Below are 17,058 nucleotides of genomic sequence, written 5' to 3'. Positions count from 1 at the left end.
GGTGCTTTTCCGGCTATGTAATCTTCTTAATAATTATAGCTTTGAAACCATAATTTATCCCCTGAAAGATGATCATTGTTATACAATGTACCGACCGTGTAGGCCTGGTTGCAGCTATATCCGGCCTGTTGGCCCAAAAACAATTTAACATCATTAGCATGCACGAGCATGTAGATAATACCGCCAACCTGTTTTTTATGCGCCTGGAGGTAGATAAAACCATTGATGATGAGCGGATTGAAGACGACCTGCGCGATATTTTACCCAATAACGCGATCATCAAAATAAACCCGGCTGCCCAAAAAAAGATTATTGTACTGGTTACTAAAGAGTATCATTGCCTGGCCGATATACTGGTGCGCAATTACTTTAACACACTGGGGGCCAGCGTACAATGTGTAATTGGCAATCATGAAACACTGCAGGATATCTGCAAGCGTTTTGATGTGCCATTCTTTTATGTAGAGGCAGGGAACGACAAAGCTGAGTTTGAGCAACAGGTAATAAACACCATCCAAAACCACGATTATGATTACCTGGTGCTGGCCAAATTTATGCGCATTTTATCGCATGATTTTGTGAGCCGTTTCCCGATGCAGATCATCAATATCCATCACTCCTTTTTACCGGCATTTGCAGGCGCCAGCCCCTACCGCCAGGCTTACGAGCGCGGGGTAAAATTAATAGGCGCCACCGCCCATTATGTAACCGACGAACTGGACGAAGGCCCCATCATCGCACAGCAGATCATACCCGCCAACCACTCCCTTACCGTAGCCGATATGGTAAAAGCCGGAAAAGAAATTGAAACCGCTGTTTTAGCCAAAGCCCTTAAACTGGTGTTTGATGACCGGGTGTTTGTTTATAAGAATAAAACAGTGGTGTTGGAATAGCGGTTAGTTGCATACAAACACATAGCCGCACATCAGGTTGCAGGGCACATATATGTGACCCTGCGAGGACATAATAAAATGCTTAATACCTCATTATAAATAAGTTAAAAATGTTCATAGTGTTCATTACTCGTGAACGTGAACACCTGTTTTACCAGATAGATCTTAAAGGCTTTAATTCCAGGCCTTCTATTTCCATACCATTGTTTACGATACTTAAACGGGTGTAGGGCTTTTTAGGGAAGAATACGCCCGTTAGGTTACTTAAGCCCCCATCGGCAAACAGCTCTATAGATGAGGCGTCTACAATAAGTTCCATATCGGATGTAAGCGATGCAGATACCCTGGGCACGTAAGACCGGGTTGCAAATTGCTTGCTAAAGCCATGCTGTCCCGCTTTGGTACGGTCGATATAATAACGGGTATTTTTGGCATCATAGCCTATTATCAATTGCTCGCCCGTGGCGTTTGAAAGCATTACCGAATAATCTTTAACTGCCTGTGTATTAAACTCCAGGACATACTGAGCCGGTGTTTGTTTAATAACCGAAAAGATGTTGTTGTTTTTAGCGAGTAAAGCCGCATCAACCTTAATGGTTTTGGCAACTATCTTATCCAATTCTTTCACCGGGTTAGAAGTTAGGTAGATATCGCCGGCTGTCAGCTTTAAATCTAATTCGCGGGGCACGGTCATAGCGTTGCGCCATTTTACGGTAGGCACCTGGTTAGCATATAACCAGTTACCCATCCATCCTAAAAACACCTTGCGGTTACCGGTATTACCAAAAGTAACGCCTGCGTAATTGTCAGGGCCATAATCTATCCATTTAGTTTGGGTGCTGGTTGGGGTAAATGTTTTACCATCAAAATGGCCCACAAAGTATTGCGTTGCCGAGCCTTTGTTTGGCCCGCCTGGGTTAATGCTCACCAGCAATACCCAATACTCTTTACCGTTTAGTTTTAGCGGGAACAGGTCCGGGCATTCCCAAACACCGCCGTGCGCGCCAAGCATCTGCCCAAAATCACTTTCTTTTTTCCAGTTCTTTAAGTTGGGCGATGAATAAAAGGTGATCCTGTCTTTAGTGGCCAGGCTCATTAACCACTTGTTACCCTTATCGTACCAAAAAACTTTAGGGTCCCTGAAATCTTTGATGCCGGGATTTTTAAGCACCGGGTTACCACTATATTTTTTCCAGGTAAGCCCTTCATCCAAACTATAGGCCAGGCTTTGGTTTTGATATTTGGACAAGCCCGCCTTCTCGCCTTTTGGGTCGTGATGGGTAAAAATGGCTACCATGGCCGGTTTATCTTTGGTACCCAGGCCGGATGTGTTGTTCTCATCTACCACTACGCTGCCGCTGAAGATGTAGCCCAGCTTATCGGGGTACAGGGCAATGGGCAACTGTTTCCAGTGGATCATGTCTTTACTTACGGCATGCCCCCAGTGCATCGGCCCCCAAATGGTAGCATCCGGGTAATACTGAAAAAACAGGTGGTAGGTACCTTTATAATATACCATCCCGTTAGGGTCGTTCGTCCAGTGCGCTTTGGGCGAAAAATGTGCCTGCAAGCGGTATTGCTCATGATATGGTGTTGAGGCTGTTTTTTGCGCCTGCGATGATAAAGCGGCTATTAAAAAACTACCTATCAGTAAACTCTTTTTGATATTCATGGGTGCTTGTTTCAGTTAATGTATGCCTTTGCATCATAATTGGTACGCTAAACTAAGCACTATAAACCAAAATGCAACAACAGGATCTTAAATTTTAATGGAACATAACGATATCCGGCGCGGATATTTGGTTTACGTAGCAGTTAACGATCATAAAAGTGCTGCAAATAAAAACAGGGCGATGATGCCACCGCCCTGTTTACTTAGGCTATTTGCCTTGCTTAAGCTGCTGCACTTCGTGCTTTAGCTTATCAATTTCGGCCTGCTGCTCTTTTATGGCACCCACTAACAGGGGCACTAATTTCTGCAGGTCAACCTCGGCTGTGGTTATTGCACGCTGGTTACCTTTGCCTGCATTATACCAATTATTGTGTGTAGTGATAGCCCAGGGCGCCACTTGTTTGGCATCACTGGCTATAAACCCGTATTGCGTACCGGCCGGCAGGTTTAATTGCCTGTATTCGCTTTGGTTGTATTGGTAAGTTACCGGCTGCAGCCTGGTAATGTAACTAAGCGAATTGGTAACCGGGCTGGTATTTGTTTTTATACTGGAATCGCTAACCTGCTGTGCAGATGCAGTAATTACAGATGCTGCCAATACAGCCATAAATGATAATATAAATCGAAAACGAGTTTTCATGATGATATAGTTTAATATAAAATAATTGCCGGGCCATTAAGGCAGGCATGTAAAAAAAGGGGAATTAAACTATACCGTTGGGCGGGGGCGTAGGCACCGGCGGCACCCATGCCAGGTGAGCGGTGTGCTGCTCATGAGGGTAAAAAACTTTTTTAAAACTGATATATATTAAAGGGATCTTAAAATCAAGATCAGCTGCCCATAACTCTTTCATCCTGTTCTCTTTGGTTTCATTGCGCTCACTTGTGCCTTCGTCGTCATTTGCAGGCTGGCAATCTGTTTGGCAAATTGTATTTTTAGTAAGCAGCGAAAGCACAGAAATACCGGTGCTTTCCATTATCGAGAACAGGCAAACAAAAACAAGTAAATATTTAAGCTTTTTAAATGGCATGAGCTATAATTACTATGCAAACATAGTAAATTACAATAGATTTTAAAATTATAAACCACATTTTTACGGGCCAAAATTATGGCCTAAAGCATCTGGTTAAACTCCAGCCGTTCGCCATCGGGCCCGGTAATGTTAAAGTATTTACAGCCTTTGGCCCAAAATTGCAGGAATACCGGTTCAGGTTCGATGATATGGAAACCTGCTTGCTTAACCGTGGCAAAAGCATCATCAATGTCGGGCACATTAAAAGCTACATGATCTATATGCCCGTTACCGCGGCTGCGGATCTCTGCCAGGCCAGCTTCCGGCAGTTGGTATAGTTCTATTACCATTTCTCCGCGCTGCATCATTACACAGGTGCCAGGTTGGCCCTTTTCGTCAAAGGTGGCCTGCATTACATTCGTAAAACCCAGGCGCTCGTAAAAGGCCTGCGAGGCTATTAAGTTAGTTACCGGGATGCCGATGTGCTGAATGGCGGTGATGTTGATATTTTGCATAATGGTAAATGTTAGCAGGTGTTCATGTTCACGGCGTGAACACTCGTGAACATTAACTAATCATTGATAATCAATAAGTTATTTAAAATTGCTGACAAAACAAATACCAGCACGAGTAATTGTATTTAGGGTTTGGCTTATGTTGATATTATAGAGATAATTTTGCCGGATCTTGACGATTGTCCCAAAACAACAATAACTCAATGGTGTCGGAATTAAACCTATAAAACAAACTGACTTGCTTTATTAAAACACACCTGTGGATATCGGCTTTGGCAGACTTTATATATAAAAGCGGATTATTTGAAATAAAATTCAAAGCCTCTTCTGTCCTATCAATAAAGTTATTTATTTCGATGTAAGTCCAATTTCGTCTAAGTATTCAAGAATTTGGTAGTAAGTGCTTTTAGCCTTTGGCGACCAAATAATATCACACGCCATTACTTTTCTGAAAGCGGGATTTAACGTCAGCCATTACCTGCGCATGGGCAATACCTTCGCCCCTATCCAATTCTTCTTTTGCTTCACCTATGGCTTTCTTAATATTTTCGGGGATATCATCCCAAAAATCAGGTTCCGGTACGTTCAATAATGTTTGTATCTGATTCAGAATATAATCATCGCTACTCTGAATTATCTTCTCTACTATTTTATACTTTAACGCGATATCCATATCATTAAAATTAAACCTAAAGATAATGCTTTATAAATAAATATGCTTTGGTCTTGTTTTTATTATCCCTAACAACGGCATTAAAAAGGCGCGAAGTATCGCGCCTCTACAATAACAAATCTATCCTGTAGAGACGCGATACTTCGCGTCTTAATAAAGATGCTTACAACACCCTTACCTTCAAATAGCGACAAAAAGGCGCAAAGTATCGCGCCTCTATAATAACAAATCTATCCTGTAGAGAACGCGATACTTCGCGTCTTAATAAAAATGCTTACAACATCCTTACCTTCAAATAATGACAAAAGGCGCGAAGTATCGCGCATCTACAATAAAAACCTATCCGTAGAGACGCGATACTTCGCATCTTAATATTTTTTACAACACCCTCACCTTTAAATAACTCGGATGCAGTTTTGAGCTATACACCTTATGCGTTGCTTTCTTAAAATCTGTGTCCTTGGCTTTCATAATATCCTGAAACTGCTGGGTATTCCTGTCTATCAGCGGGAACCAGGTGCTTTGGATCTGTACCATAATACGGTGGCCTTTTTTAAACGTATGCAATACATCCTGCAGCTCGAAATTTACCGGGGTTACTTTGCCCGGCACAAATGGCTCGGGTTTGCTAAAGCTATTGCGAAACTTGCCGCGCATGGCCTCGCTGCGTACCATTTGCTCATAACCTGCCATCTGTACATCCTTGCCGGTAAATTTATTGGCGGTAGCGGTATCCGGGTAAACATCCAGCACTTTCACAATCCAATCGGCATCGGTGCCGGTGGTGCTTACCTTTAGGTTTGCCCAGATATTGCCGGCAAGGGTGATATCCTTTTCCAGCACCTCTGTTTGGTAGGTTAATACATCCGGGCGTTTTTCGGCAAAGCGCTGGTCGGCGGTCATGTATTCGCGGGTCATATCAAAATCGGAACCGGCTATAAATGGCACCGGGTTCATCGGGTCTGATACAAATTCCTTAAAGTTGTTTTTAGCAGCAGTTGGCGCCGTGAACGACAGTTTACCGCCCGGCAGCAGGTATAGGTTTTTCTCCTGCGCCTCAACAGGCGGCCATTGTTTGTAGGTTTTCCATTGATTTACACCAGTTTCAAAGGTGTTCACTTTGGCTATATCCAGCGGTGTACCTTTCAAATAATGGCTAAAGAAGGCAAATTCTACTTTCTCCCGGTAAAACGGACCGGTTGCCCCGCCAAAGCTCACATCGCCCAGGTGGTCGCCGTTGCCCCGCGCCCAGCCGCCATGCACCCAGGGGCCCATAGCAAAGTAAACGGGCGTTGCGGGGTTGTTTTTAGCCAAAACTTTATAAGTATTGATAGCGCCATACAGGTCTTCGGCATCGTACCAGCCGCCAGTAACTAACACGGCTGTTTTAATATCGTGCAGGTGGGTTAAAACGTTGCGGTCTTTCCAGTGCTGGTCGTAATTGGGGTGGTCCATCATTTCGTTCCACAGGCGGATGGTATCTTTATAATACTTTACGTTGGAGTTGCGCATGCTCCCCATATCCAAAAAGAATTTGTAACCATCGTTAGTGCCGGGATTAAAGCCCTTGGCACGGCGCTGGGTAGGTTTATCGTCCTGGCGGTTGGTAAAGCCGGGGTAAAAGCCAAAGTTGGCTACCAGCATAAACGCACCGTTATGAAACGCATCATCACGATACAGATCTGCAATGGGTGCCTGCGGCGATGCGGCAACCAGCGCCGGATGACGGCTCAACAAAGCTGTGGTGGTATAAAAACCCGGATAAGAGATACCCCACACCCCTACCTTACCATTGTTGTTCGGCAGGTTTTTCAACAACCAGTCGATGGTATCGTAAGTATCTGTGCCTTCATCAACATCCTGGTTGGTTTTGTGCACTTCCAGCTCGGGCGTCATTTCTTCATAGATACCCTCGCTCATCCAGCGGCCGCGTACATCCTGGTAAACAAATATGTAACCATCGTGCACAAATTGGGTAGAAGGGCCTAAGCCGCCTTTATATTTTTCGGTTCCGTAAGGGGCCACGCTGTAGGGCGTGCGGTCCATCATGATGGGGTATTTTTTGGTTTGATCTTTTGGTACATATATCGATGTAAACAGCTTTTTGCCATCGCGCATGGGTACCTGGTATTCAAACTTGGTATAGTTATCCTTAATATAGGCGGCATCGCTTTGCGCGGATAAGCCTAAAGCAGAAAGGATAAAGCAGAACGTTATTAATAAGGTCTTTTTCATGAATGCAGGGTTGATGCTTTAAAAGTAATGAATAAAACAAAAAAGCACCTAATTATTAGTGCCATCCACAAAATCGTTACTAAAAAACCTTTGCTGCTGTTAAATTTTTCCACCCCTACTTAAATATTTATTGTTTAAGTAACTTATTACATCGCCCTGCCGTTTAACATTAATACCCAATTAGTTAAAGCCTGCCTCACCAATTATCAAGCTTTAAAACCAATTCAAATTTATAAACCAATAAAACCATTATGAAAACAACCATTAAATTGCCATTGGCCCAAATTTTTGCCGGCCTGCTGCTTATGTTTACAGCTGCCTGTAAAAAGGATGTTGCGCCGCAAACAGCCACCGGCGAACCGGCAACAATTGCAACCCGTAAAAGCACCGATGCCATTGGCGTAACAGGCCCCAAAGGCGTATGCTATGTAGAGGTAAATAATAACGACATCCGCAATGTGGGTAACTACACCTTATCGGGCGGGCAGCAACTTTTTGATATTGCCATTATTTTTGCAGCCAATATTAATTACAACACTACTACCCAAAAAGCCGAGCTATTTTATAACACCCAAGTAACAAACGTTTTAAACAACAAAGCAACTTATATCCAAAGCCTGCAGGCTAAAGGCATTAAGGTGCTGCTATCTGTATTGGGTAACCATCAAGGCGCGGGGATCAGCAATTTCCCTACCCAGGCTGCCGCGCAGGATTTTGCCCAGCAATTGAGTAATGCCGTCACTGCTTACGGGCTGGATGGTATCGACTTTGACGACGAGTATGCCGACTACGGCACCAACGGAACCGGGCAGCCCAACTCCAGCTCGTTTGTGTACCTGGTTACTGCCTTGCGCCAACTGATGCCTACTAAAATTATCTCTTTTTATTTTTATGGCCCGGCATCATCCAGGTTAAGCTTTAACGGCGTTACCGTAGGCTCTAAAGTTGATTACAGCTGGAATGCTGTTTATGGCAGCTACTCGGTACCCAACGTACCCGGCCTGGCCAAAAGCAACTTAGGCCCGGCGGCTATTGATATCCAAAGCACCAGTGCTTCAACGGCAGCTTCGCTTGCTACGCAAACTGTAAATAACGCGTACGGTATTTATTTGTATTACAATTTGCCTAATACGGATGTGCATACGTATTTATCCAGCGTATCTAACGCCCTGTATGGTAGCCCAACCGTTTACACGGGCGGCGGTACCACACCGGCAGCAGGGGTTAATTTTTATCAGGATATCAATTACACCGGTACAGCTACCAGCAGTATCCCTAAAGGGAATTATACAACGGCACAGCTGCAGGCTTATGGCTTTGTTGATAACTGGGCGTCGTCCTTAAAGGTACCCACCGGGTGGACGGTTACCATGTACAGCAGTAATAATTTCACAGGCACATCATGGGTACGCACGGCCAACACCGCCAACTTTACCACTTTATCGCCGAATGCTAATGATGTAGTATCATCTGTTAAGATCCAATAACCAGGCTTATTTCAATTAAATAACAAAGGCGCTGGTAAATCAGCGCCTTTGTTTAGTTATACATTGACTACTTACCCTGCTTACTGCGCAGATACTTGTCAGAAAAATTGCCCATATCTGTGTTGCGCTTATAATCGTACATCGCCCAATCTTCTACATCTTTTTGGTTGATGGATACCGGGTCGCCCATTTTTATATTTTTAAGGTAGATGGCCGAGTCGGCAAAGATGCCGGTAAATTTACCACCTGCATATTTATAAACTACGCTCCACATATGTTCGTGGTTCTTGCCTTCTACAAAATCAGATTTTACCAGGAAACGATAATTACTGTCTAAAGCATGCGGCTTAAGGCTATCTAAAAACACAGGCAGTTTAGCCTGTGCCGTATCTTTCAATGCCAAAAATTTTTGGTCGTCTGTTTTTAAGCTAACTACTTCAACACTGCCGGCTTTACTTTCTTTTTTATCCTTACAAGCACTCCAAAAAACAAGCATTACTGCTGATACCCATAACCAGTTTTTTACCATACCGCAATTATTAAAATGAAAAAGGCAACCATTTACATGATTGCCTTACTTAAGTAACTTTTATTAAGCCTCGTTGATCGCTTTAACGCCGGGCAATTCTTTACCTTCCATATATTCCAGTAAAGCGCCGCCACCTGTAGATACGTAACTTACATCATCGGTCATATCAAATTTGGCAACTGCAGCGGCAGAGTCGCCGCCGCCAATTAAGGAGAATGCACCGTTATCGGTAGCTTTGGCAACTGCCTCGGCAATGGCTTTGGTACCTACCAGAAACTTTTCCATTTCAAATACACCCATAGGGCCATTCCACAGGATAGTTTTTGATTCTTCCACCACCTTGCTAAACAGCTTAACCGTTTCGGGGCCAATGTCCAGTCCCATCCAGTTATCAGGGATCTCGCCGGTTTTGGCTACATCGGTATGAGCATCGTTGCCAAATTTATCGGCTATAACGTTATCAACCGGTAACAGCAGGTTAACACCTTTCTCTTTTGCCTTTTTAACCAGGCTAAGGGCCAGGTCCAGTTTATCTGCCTCAACCAATGATGTACCTATAGTACCACCATCTGCCTTGGCAAATGTGTAGGCCATACCACCACCGATGATGAGGTTATCCACCTTATCCAGCAATTTTTCGATCAGTTCTATCTTGTCGGATACCTTTGAACCACCCATAATAGCGGTAAAAGGCTTTGCAGCGCCGTTCAATATTTTTTCGGCATTATTTAACTCAGCGGCCATCAGGTAACCAAAATATTTGGCATCCGGGAAGAACTGGGCTATCACAGCGGTTGAAGCATGTGCACGGTGAGCAGTACCAAAGGCATCGTTCACATACACATCGCCCAATTTAGAAAGTTTTTCGGCAAATGCCTTGTCGCCTTTTTCTTCTTCTTTATAAAAGCGCAGGTTCTCTAACAAAAGCACCTCACCTTTTTCAAGCTCTTTTGATTTTTGTACGGCTTCTTCGCCAATGCAGTCATCCGCAAATTCTACCTGCTGGCCCAACAGGTCAGCCAGGTGGGGTACAATGTGTTTTAAGCTGTATTTTTCGGTCGGGCCATCTTTGGGCCTGCCCAAATGCGACATTAAGATAACGGCGCCGCCATCTTTTAAAATCTTTTTTATAGTGGGCAGGGCCGCGGTCATACGGTTATCATCGGTAATGTTGTAATCCTCATCCAAAGGCACATTAAAATCTACACGGATAAGGGCACGTTTACCGTTAAAACTGATCTGATCTATTGTCTTCATATTGATGTTTAAAATTTATGAACGGGGGCAAGTTGTCAATTTTTATTCTAATACCCAACGCAAAAATCAAAAAGGTGTTTAATTTTCATTAAAATTTCATTGTATCTTAACATACATTACATAATGCGGGCCGATGCCCGGCACCTCAAATTCGGGCGATACCACTTCAAAACCAACCCCTAAATAAAACTTTACAGCCACTTTGCGGGCGTTGCACCATATATAGTTAACTTTTTGGCCGCGCAGATAAGTAATGGCAAAATTAACCAGCATATTGCCGTAACCTTTACCACGATATGGCTCTGTAGTGGCCATACCACGTAACTGGTAAGCCTTGCCTTCAAATTTTTCGTACCCCTGGGGGTGGAAGGATGCGATACATGCCAGTTCACCGTCTATATAATATCCTAAATGGAACGCCCCCTCCTGCTCATCATTCGGGAAACGGCATTCATCAAGTGTTAGTTTACCTTCGCGCAAAACCTCGTTACGGATAGGCAGCACATCATCGGCGGTTATAAACTTTATCATGCGGGTAATTGGCTTATTTCTTCAACCAGGTCTGCCAGGCGGCTGCTGTAACCCATTTCGTTATCATACCAACCTACCACTTTTACCAGGCCGCCAACTATCGAAGTGAGCTGCGCATCAAAAATGCAGCTATGCGGGTTATCTAATATATCGGTGGATACGATAGGGTCTTCGGTGTATTCCAGTACGTTCTTCATGGGGCCGTCGGCAGCAGCCTTAAATGCTGCGTTTATTTCGGCAACGGTGGGCAGCCGCTCTAAACTACAGGTAAAATCGGTAAGCGACCCATTCAGCACCGGCACCCGGATACCGGCACCACCTAAACGGCCCTCCAGGTGCGGGAATATATTGGTGATGGCCTTTGCCGCGCCGGTTGTTGTTGGGATGATAGATGCAGATGCGGCCCTGGCCCTGCGCAGATCTTTATGCGGGGCATCGTGCAGGTTCTGGTCGCCTGTCATGGAGTGTACGGTGGTAATGTAACCATCTTTAATACCCCAGTTCTCGTCCAGTATCTTTACCATGGCGGCCACGTTGTTGGTGGTGCATGATGCGTTAGATAATATCGGCGACCGTAAGTCGACTGTACCATCGTTAACTGCCAATACTACCGTAGGTACGCTTTTATCGCCTGCCGGGGCAGATATAATAACTTGTTTAGCGCCCGCGGTTAAATGTTTGGAAGCACCTGCTTCGGTAATGAATTTCCCGGTAGATTCTATCACCAAATCAATATCCAGCTCTTTCCAGGGCAGCAATTCGGGATTGGCTTGTTGCAGTACTTTTATGGGTGTGCCGTTAACAAACAGGTTATCGGCATCATGGGTAACCGTGCCTTTAAACCCGCGGTGTACCGAATCGTATTTAAACAGGTGTGCAAGCGTATCGGTGTCGGCCTGGTCGTTCAGGGCCACAACTTCAATGCCCGGCCGGGTAAGAATTGTTCTTAAAAATATACGGCCTATACGGCCAAAACCGTTTATAGCGATCCTCATTTGATATCAAAATTAAGGATGCAAAACTAATAAAATTAAGCAGGAGGACGGGGCTATATAAACAGGTTTCGTAAGGATAGGTTCTCTCGTTCTTTAGAGCGCAGGCAAAACGTAATACCCCAGTTAAACAGCATAGATACCAGCAGTATGAACACTATAAGGGTAAAATTGCCCAAATTTGCAAACCTGAACACCAGTATAATTAGCAGCACATTAACACCTGTTAATATAAACGTAGTTTGCAGGTGCGTATAACCCAGCCTGAGTATGCGGTGGTGGATGTGATTACGATCTGCCGTGAACGGCGATTTACCGTTTACAATGCGCAAGGTAAAAACCCGCAGGGTATCAAATATAGGCCCCATTAATATAGCAAAGGTTATGGCCGGCGCCGATACGATCTCGGGCGTATTTAGGGCCGTAAACTTGTTCAGCTCAATAAACTTAACAGCCATTATAGCCGATATAAGGCCGATAAGTAACGACCCAGCATCACCCATAAATATCTTTGCAGGTGTTAAGTTATACCGCAAAAACCCGCAAACAGCACCCACAATGGTAATGGATACCGCAGCAAGTTCAAAGTGCTTTAAATACATAAACAGCACCGTAAACGCCCCGTTGGCTACAATACAGGTTGTTGCAGCAAGGCCGTCGATACCATCTATCAAATTAAAGGCATTAATCACCAGAATAATAAACAGGATGGAGATCACTACACTAAAAATGTAAGAAATATCATACATGCCAAATATACCGTACATACTGCTCAGGCGTATATCCCCTAAAATTACCAGGATGGCCGCAACAACAAATTGAATTAAAAACTTGGTACTGGAATTAACGCCCGACAGATCATCCTTAATGCCCATAATAAACAGGATGATGCTTGCCGTTAGAATGTAACTTACAGGTATATTTTTATCAATAATACTAAACAGTAAAAGTGTGATCGTAAAACTTACAAAGATGGCTACGCCGCCCAAACGGGGGATACCATGATCATGCTGCTTGCGAAAATGGCCTACATCATCATATAAATGCCGGGTACGGGCAACATGTAAAATAGAGGGGATGGAAAGCAACGTTATCAAAACCGAAAACGTTACCATTAACAAATAGTATAAAAAATAATACTCGTTTAAATTATCAGGCATTATATAAATTGTAAGGGGCAATTATATGCCGCAAATGTATAATTTTTATTTTTCAATTAAAAAAACTGGCTTAACTTTCTTAAGGGCTTAATCATCAGCACAATAGGCGGAAAAATTATATTATTATTATACATCGCTTTCATATCAAAAAATAAAGCTTTGATACGATTTTTGATGCTGCTGTTACTTACGCCGCCCACAGTCATCTTCACCAGTACCCTTTGTACGTAATAAACCGATAAATGGTTCAGGTGAATAAATCTCAGCATCAGTTCATAATCGGCAGCAGTGCCATATTGAAGGCTGTAGTGGCCAAACTTTTTAAACAAATTTGTTTTGCAGTAAAATGTAGGGTGCGGCGGCATCCAGCCTGCATTAAACATCCCCTTTTTATATCTGCCGCTTCGCCATTTACGCACAACGGTACCATCGGGCCTTACGTAATCCAAATCGCCATATACAATATCGGGATCCTGATTTTTAAACGCTTCGGCAACAACTGTTAAAACATCATCGGCAGCAAAAAAATCATCGGCATTCAGTATGCCCGTAACATCGCCGGTGGCAAGCGCTATACCCTTGTTCATGGCATCGTATATCCCTTTATCAGGTTCGGATACGATGATTTGAATATGATTTTTGTACTTTTCTGCTATAGAAACGGTGCCGTCGGATGATTTGCCATCAATAATTATGTATTCGATATTGTTGTACTGCTGCCTTATTACAGACCGGATGCACTGTTCGATGGTAAGGCGGGCGTTGTAAGAAACAGTAATTACAGATATTTTTGGGGGATGCACAGCGGAAAAATACATTTATTTAGGTGCAAAATATGTATTTTTGAAATCGCTGCATAATTTATTAGTAACATTAAGCGGTAATTATTTTATATGCGTGCTTTATACTTTATTTGTTTAGTTGGTATCATTGCGTTTTGCAGTTCGTGTTCATACAAACAAAACCAGATACTTTTTGAGAAAAAATCATCTGCAGCGGCAGATACGGCAGCCCGGCCGGCAGCCCCGGTTAGCTACCACATACAGCCCCAGGATATATTGCAGATAAGAAACCTGCAAAACATCCGGTATATTGTGGACGAAGTGCCCACCTCTGCCACAAGCAGCGGCGGCGGAACTGCCGGGACAGGCCAAACTTACCAGGTAGACGAAGATGGCACCGTAGCCCTGCCAACACTTGGCCATATACAGGTTGCCGGCCTTACCCGCCCGCAGGCTACAAAACTTATTGAAGACCTTTACCGTAAAAACCTGCTGAAAGACCCCATTATTGAATTGAAGGTGATTAATTTAAGAGTGATTTTATTTGGAGAAGTAAAAAGCCCCGGCAACATTCCTTTGATAAAAGATAATACCACTTTGGTAGATGTTATTGGCCAGGCAGGCGGTTTAACCCCTGCGGCAAACGAAAAAAACATCAAAATTATCCGCGGGAAGGGCAAAACCCAAAGCGTTACCCAAATTGACCTGAGCGACCTCAGTTCATTATCAGATACAAGGATCAATCTGCAAAACGGGGATATTATTTACGTAGCCCAAAATAAGCGCGCTATCCGTACAGAGAATTTGCAAAACTTTAATACCTGGGTGCAGCCCGCCCTGCTGTTGCTAAATACGGCGCTGATAATCTTTACCCTGAGCAGGCAGTAATGGAAGAAGTTAAAACGATTAAAAAACTCCCCAACCAGGAAGTTGATTATTTTAAGTTAGGGAAGATATTAGTAAGCCGGTGGTATTGGATAGCCGGTTCGCTTTTAATTTTCATGCTGTGGTCATACATATATTTATGGTACACCCCAAAAACCTATGCCACGGCAGGTACCATGAAACTGGAAGAAAAAAAGTCGGAGATATCTGACATGGCAAACGCAATTACCACATCAGACAGGGGGCCATCAAAAATACAAAGCGAAACATCAGTAATACAAAGCCCTACGGTAATTTTAGCTGCTATTAAAGATCTGAATTACCCCATCAGTTTTTACATTGAAGGCCGCGTACGCACCAGCGAGCTTTATCCCGAAAAGCCGCTTGATATACAACCCCTGCAGTTTGACAGCCTTAACTTTTTCAGAGAGATCATCACATTTAAGGCCATCAATAAAAATAGCTTTACCCTGTCATACAAAGCAGGCGCTAAAGAAATTATAAATACTTATGCCTACAACAACCCAATAACCATGGGGGCAACTACTTTTTTGATCAAAAACCCCAATGAGGTGGCTATCAATGGCGTTTACCTGTTTAAATTTAACATCCCCGAAGATTTTATGGGCCGCGTTAGGGGCGGCTTGCGTACAAGCGAAACGGTTAAAAACTCCAACATTCTTTTGCTGCAGCAAACAGATGCCAACCCCAGGTTTGCAGCTGATATACTAAATGCGATAATGAAAGAGTATTTAATATATGATCGTAACCGCAAAACGCAATCGGCCACACAAATGATAGCCTTTATTAACGATCAGCTGGAATACCTGTCGGGCAAGGTGAAGGGTTCAGAAAAATCCATCCTGGAGTTTAAGCAAAAAAACAAGCTGATGGAGGTTAGCTCATCAGCAGAGAACGCCCTGACCAAAGCAAAGGATATCGAATCGCAGCAGGCGATACTTAAACTGCAGCTGATTGCGCTTGACCAGCTCAGGGAGCAGATAGACAAAGAAAAGAACAACGTTAACCTTAACTTTAATGCCGGTAACGGTGTAGACCCTGCCCTGAATGCGCTGATAGAGAAGCTTGACGGTTTGCTTAATCAGCGTTATGAGTTATTAAAAACCTACAACTACAATTCGCAGCCTATACAGGATATTAACCGCTCTGTTCTGCAGATCAAAAAAGATGCTTTGGCAAGCGTTAATACAACCTATGCCTCCGTAAAGCGCAATCTTGATTATTTATCATCACAGTTAGCAGTGGTTAACAAGCAGATCTCTGTTTTCCCGGTGGCCGAACGCGACCTGATCGCGCTGAACCGCCCCTATGAAGTAAACGAAAAGGTATTATCTTATTTAGAAGAAAAAAAGCTGTCGGCACAAATAAGTCGCGCCGGTATCTTGCCGGGGGCAACCATAATAGAACAGGCACAGCCAAACTTTTCGCCCGTATCGCCGGATGAGCACGGCATACACCGCTCGGCAATAATATTTGGTGTTATCTGCGGCCTTGGCTTAATTGTTTTAATAAGGCTGCTAAACCCCTACATCTACGATAAAGAGACTGTGGAAAGCCTGACATCGATACCTATTATTGGCGTTATCAGGCAGTTTCCTGATAAAATTGATGAGGATAACTCGCAGATACTTGCTGTAAGCAAACCCAAAACCATGTTTGCCGAATCGGTAAGATCGGTGCGTACCAACTTAAACTTCCTATCATCAGAAAAATCCAGTAAGGTGATCTGTATCACATCAGAGGTAGCCGGCGAAGGGAAATCATTTGTGGCGGTAAACCTGTCGAGCACGCTGGGGCTAATTGATAAAAAAGTAATACTGATAGGGGCCGATCTGCGGCGTTCTAAACTGCATAAAACTTTTAAAGTACCCAACGATGTTGGTTTAAGTACTTACTTATCGCGCCAGTCTACTTTAGACGAGATCATACTTAAAACCGGACAGCAAAATCTCGACCTTGTTATTTCGGGACCGGTACCCCCTAACCCATCCGAACTTTTACATAGCGAAAGGATGGATGAGATGATTAAGGTATTAAAAGAGCGATACGATGTGATTATGATAGATACCGCGCCTATAGGCCTGGTATCAGATGCTATCCCGCTTATCCGCGTAAGCGATATCAATATGTTTGTGATACGGTCTGGCAAATCAAAATATTATGCAGCCACCATCCCGCAGCGTATTGCACAGGAATATCATTTAGATAATACGGTGATTGTACTTAACGCGTTTGCCGAAGACCTGCTGCACTCCAGGTACTATACAACCCGGTTTAGCGGCGAGAATTACGGTACGTATTATTACTACTCTGACTATAGCGGCTATGAAAGTTCCGGCTATTATGTAGATAACGATAAAAAGAAGTGGTGGGATCTTAGGCGTTGGTTCAAATTTTAAGTGTTCTTTTACAG

At 43.6% G+C, this 17,058-nt stretch carries 16 protein-coding genes; 4 read left to right on the top strand and 12 right to left on the bottom strand.

The annotated features are described in order from the left end of the window. The first annotated feature begins 68 nt into the window (after nucleotides 1-68). Nucleotides 69-893: a formyltetrahydrofolate deformylase gene (gene purU, locus E2R65_RS07565; protein WP_134335872.1), complete on the top strand. Its 825-nt coding sequence runs from the start codon at nucleotides 69-71 to the stop codon at nucleotides 891-893. A 151-nt stretch (nucleotides 894-1,044) separates the two neighbouring features. Here the strand turns inward: purU and E2R65_RS07560 are convergent, their stop codons facing one another. The 6 genes from E2R65_RS07560 to E2R65_RS07535 all read right to left on the bottom strand — a co-directional run bounded on the left by E2R65_RS07560 (nucleotide 1,045) and on the right by E2R65_RS07535 (nucleotide 7,001). Continuing rightward, nucleotides 1,045-2,565, bottom strand: coding sequence for a glycoside hydrolase family 32 protein (locus E2R65_RS07560; RefSeq protein ID WP_134335871.1), 1,521 nt, complete (start codon nucleotides 2,563-2,565; stop codon nucleotides 1,045-1,047). Between the two features lie 208 nt (nucleotides 2,566-2,773). After that, entirely contained in the window at nucleotides 2,774-3,205 is a 432-nt protein-coding gene (locus E2R65_RS07555; protein WP_134335870.1) for a tail fiber domain-containing protein, read from the bottom strand. Between the two features lie 64 nt (nucleotides 3,206-3,269). Then, a complete protein-coding gene (locus E2R65_RS07550; protein ID WP_134335869.1) occupies nucleotides 3,270-3,596 on the bottom strand; it encodes a hypothetical protein in 327 nt (108 codons plus the stop codon). 83 nt (nucleotides 3,597-3,679) lie between these two features. Beyond that, nucleotides 3,680-4,093, bottom strand: a complete 414-nt coding sequence (locus E2R65_RS07545) for a VOC family protein (protein ID WP_134335868.1) — start codon at nucleotides 4,091-4,093, stop codon at nucleotides 3,680-3,682. A gap of 430 nt (nucleotides 4,094-4,523) precedes the next feature. Beyond that, complete coding sequence (locus E2R65_RS07540) at nucleotides 4,524-4,766, bottom strand: hypothetical protein (protein WP_134335867.1); 243 nt, start codon at nucleotides 4,764-4,766, stop codon at nucleotides 4,524-4,526. A 378-nt stretch (nucleotides 4,767-5,144) separates the two neighbouring features. Further along, entirely contained in the window at nucleotides 5,145-7,001 is a 1,857-nt protein-coding gene (locus E2R65_RS07535) for a CocE/NonD family hydrolase (protein ID WP_134335866.1), read from the bottom strand. Nucleotides 7,002-7,252: 251 nt separating this feature from the next. Here E2R65_RS07535 and E2R65_RS07530 point away from each other — a divergent pair, with 251 nt between their 5' ends. Next, complete coding sequence (locus E2R65_RS07530; RefSeq protein WP_204986289.1) at nucleotides 7,253-8,488, top strand: endo-beta-N-acetylglucosaminidase H; 1,236 nt, start codon at nucleotides 7,253-7,255, stop codon at nucleotides 8,486-8,488. 67 nt (nucleotides 8,489-8,555) lie between these two features. Here the strand turns inward: E2R65_RS07530 and E2R65_RS07525 are convergent, their stop codons facing one another. The 6 genes from E2R65_RS07525 to E2R65_RS07500 form a co-directional block, all read right to left on the bottom strand. After that, complete coding sequence (locus E2R65_RS07525) at nucleotides 8,556-9,017, bottom strand: DUF2314 domain-containing protein (protein ID WP_134335865.1); 462 nt, start codon at nucleotides 9,015-9,017, stop codon at nucleotides 8,556-8,558. Nucleotides 9,018-9,080: 63 nt separating this feature from the next. Next, nucleotides 9,081-10,274 (bottom strand): phosphoglycerate kinase, encoded by a 1,194-nt coding sequence (locus E2R65_RS07520; protein WP_134335864.1) that lies wholly within the window; start codon nucleotides 10,272-10,274, stop codon nucleotides 9,081-9,083. Between the two features lie 96 nt (nucleotides 10,275-10,370). After that, nucleotides 10,371-10,805: a GNAT family N-acetyltransferase gene (locus E2R65_RS07515; RefSeq protein WP_134335863.1), complete on the bottom strand. Its 435-nt coding sequence runs from the start codon at nucleotides 10,803-10,805 to the stop codon at nucleotides 10,371-10,373. Further along, entirely contained in the window at nucleotides 10,802-11,800 is a 999-nt protein-coding gene (gap, locus tag E2R65_RS07510; protein ID WP_134335862.1) for a type I glyceraldehyde-3-phosphate dehydrogenase, read from the bottom strand. The genes E2R65_RS07515 and gap overlap by 4 nt, the downstream gene beginning before the upstream one ends. 53 nt (nucleotides 11,801-11,853) lie before the next feature. Next, nucleotides 11,854-12,957, bottom strand: coding sequence for an MraY family glycosyltransferase (locus E2R65_RS07505; RefSeq protein ID WP_134335861.1), 1,104 nt, complete (start codon nucleotides 12,955-12,957; stop codon nucleotides 11,854-11,856). Nucleotides 12,958-13,013: 56 nt separating this feature from the next. Beyond that, nucleotides 13,014-13,775, bottom strand: coding sequence for a glycosyltransferase family 2 protein (locus E2R65_RS07500; protein ID WP_183500325.1), 762 nt, complete (start codon nucleotides 13,773-13,775; stop codon nucleotides 13,014-13,016). Nucleotides 13,776-13,850: 75 nt separating this feature from the next. Between E2R65_RS07500 and E2R65_RS07495 the strand changes: the two genes are divergently transcribed. Both E2R65_RS07495 and E2R65_RS07490 read left to right on the top strand, forming a co-directional pair. Further along, nucleotides 13,851-14,627, top strand: a complete 777-nt coding sequence (locus E2R65_RS07495; protein ID WP_134335860.1) for a polysaccharide biosynthesis/export family protein — start codon at nucleotides 13,851-13,853, stop codon at nucleotides 14,625-14,627. After that, a complete protein-coding gene (locus tag E2R65_RS07490) occupies nucleotides 14,627-17,044 on the top strand; it encodes a GumC family protein (RefSeq protein ID WP_134335859.1) in 2,418 nt (805 codons plus the stop codon). Before E2R65_RS07495 ends, E2R65_RS07490 begins: the two co-directional genes overlap by 1 nt. Nucleotides 17,045-17,058: the final 14 nt, after the last annotated feature.

It is taken from the genome of Mucilaginibacter phyllosphaerae, assembly GCF_004378255.1.
Lineage (GTDB): Bacteria > Bacteroidota > Bacteroidia > Sphingobacteriales > Sphingobacteriaceae > Mucilaginibacter > Mucilaginibacter phyllosphaerae.
This window is presented reverse-complemented; position numbering and strand designations above follow the sequence as displayed.

Coding starts and splice junctions, on each gene's coding strand:
- purU (WP_134335872.1), top strand. CDS start 69: ATGATCATTGTTATACAATGTACCGACCGTGTAGGCCTGGTTGCAGCT.
- E2R65_RS07560 (WP_134335871.1), bottom strand. CDS start 2,565: ATGAATATCAAAAAGAGTTTACTGATAGGTAGTTTTTTAATAGCCGCT.
- E2R65_RS07555 (WP_134335870.1), bottom strand. CDS start 3,205: ATGAAAACTCGTTTTCGATTTATATTATCATTTATGGCTGTATTGGCA.
- E2R65_RS07550 (WP_134335869.1), bottom strand. CDS start 3,596: ATGCCATTTAAAAAGCTTAAATATTTACTTGTTTTTGTTTGCCTGTTC.
- E2R65_RS07545 (WP_134335868.1), bottom strand. CDS start 4,093: ATGCAAAATATCAACATCACCGCCATTCAGCACATCGGCATCCCGGTA.
- E2R65_RS07540 (WP_134335867.1), bottom strand. CDS start 4,766: ATGGATATCGCGTTAAAGTATAAAATAGTAGAGAAGATAATTCAGAGT.
- E2R65_RS07535 (WP_134335866.1), bottom strand. CDS start 7,001: ATGAAAAAGACCTTATTAATAACGTTCTGCTTTATCCTTTCTGCTTTA.
- E2R65_RS07530 (WP_204986289.1), top strand. CDS start 7,253: ATGAAAACAACCATTAAATTGCCATTGGCCCAAATTTTTGCCGGCCTG.
- E2R65_RS07525 (WP_134335865.1), bottom strand. CDS start 9,017: ATGGTAAAAAACTGGTTATGGGTATCAGCAGTAATGCTTGTTTTTTGG.
- E2R65_RS07520 (WP_134335864.1), bottom strand. CDS start 10,274: ATGAAGACAATAGATCAGATCAGTTTTAACGGTAAACGTGCCCTTATC.
- E2R65_RS07515 (WP_134335863.1), bottom strand. CDS start 10,805: ATGATAAAGTTTATAACCGCCGATGATGTGCTGCCTATCCGTAACGAG.
- gap (WP_134335862.1), bottom strand. CDS start 11,800: ATGAGGATCGCTATAAACGGTTTTGGCCGTATAGGCCGTATATTTTTA.
- E2R65_RS07505 (WP_134335861.1), bottom strand. CDS start 12,957: ATGCCTGATAATTTAAACGAGTATTATTTTTTATACTATTTGTTAATG.
- E2R65_RS07500 (WP_183500325.1), bottom strand. CDS start 13,775: ATGTATTTTTCCGCTGTGCATCCCCCAAAAATATCTGTAATTACTGTT.
- E2R65_RS07495 (WP_134335860.1), top strand. CDS start 13,851: ATGCGTGCTTTATACTTTATTTGTTTAGTTGGTATCATTGCGTTTTGC.
- E2R65_RS07490 (WP_134335859.1), top strand. CDS start 14,627: ATGGAAGAAGTTAAAACGATTAAAAAACTCCCCAACCAGGAAGTTGAT.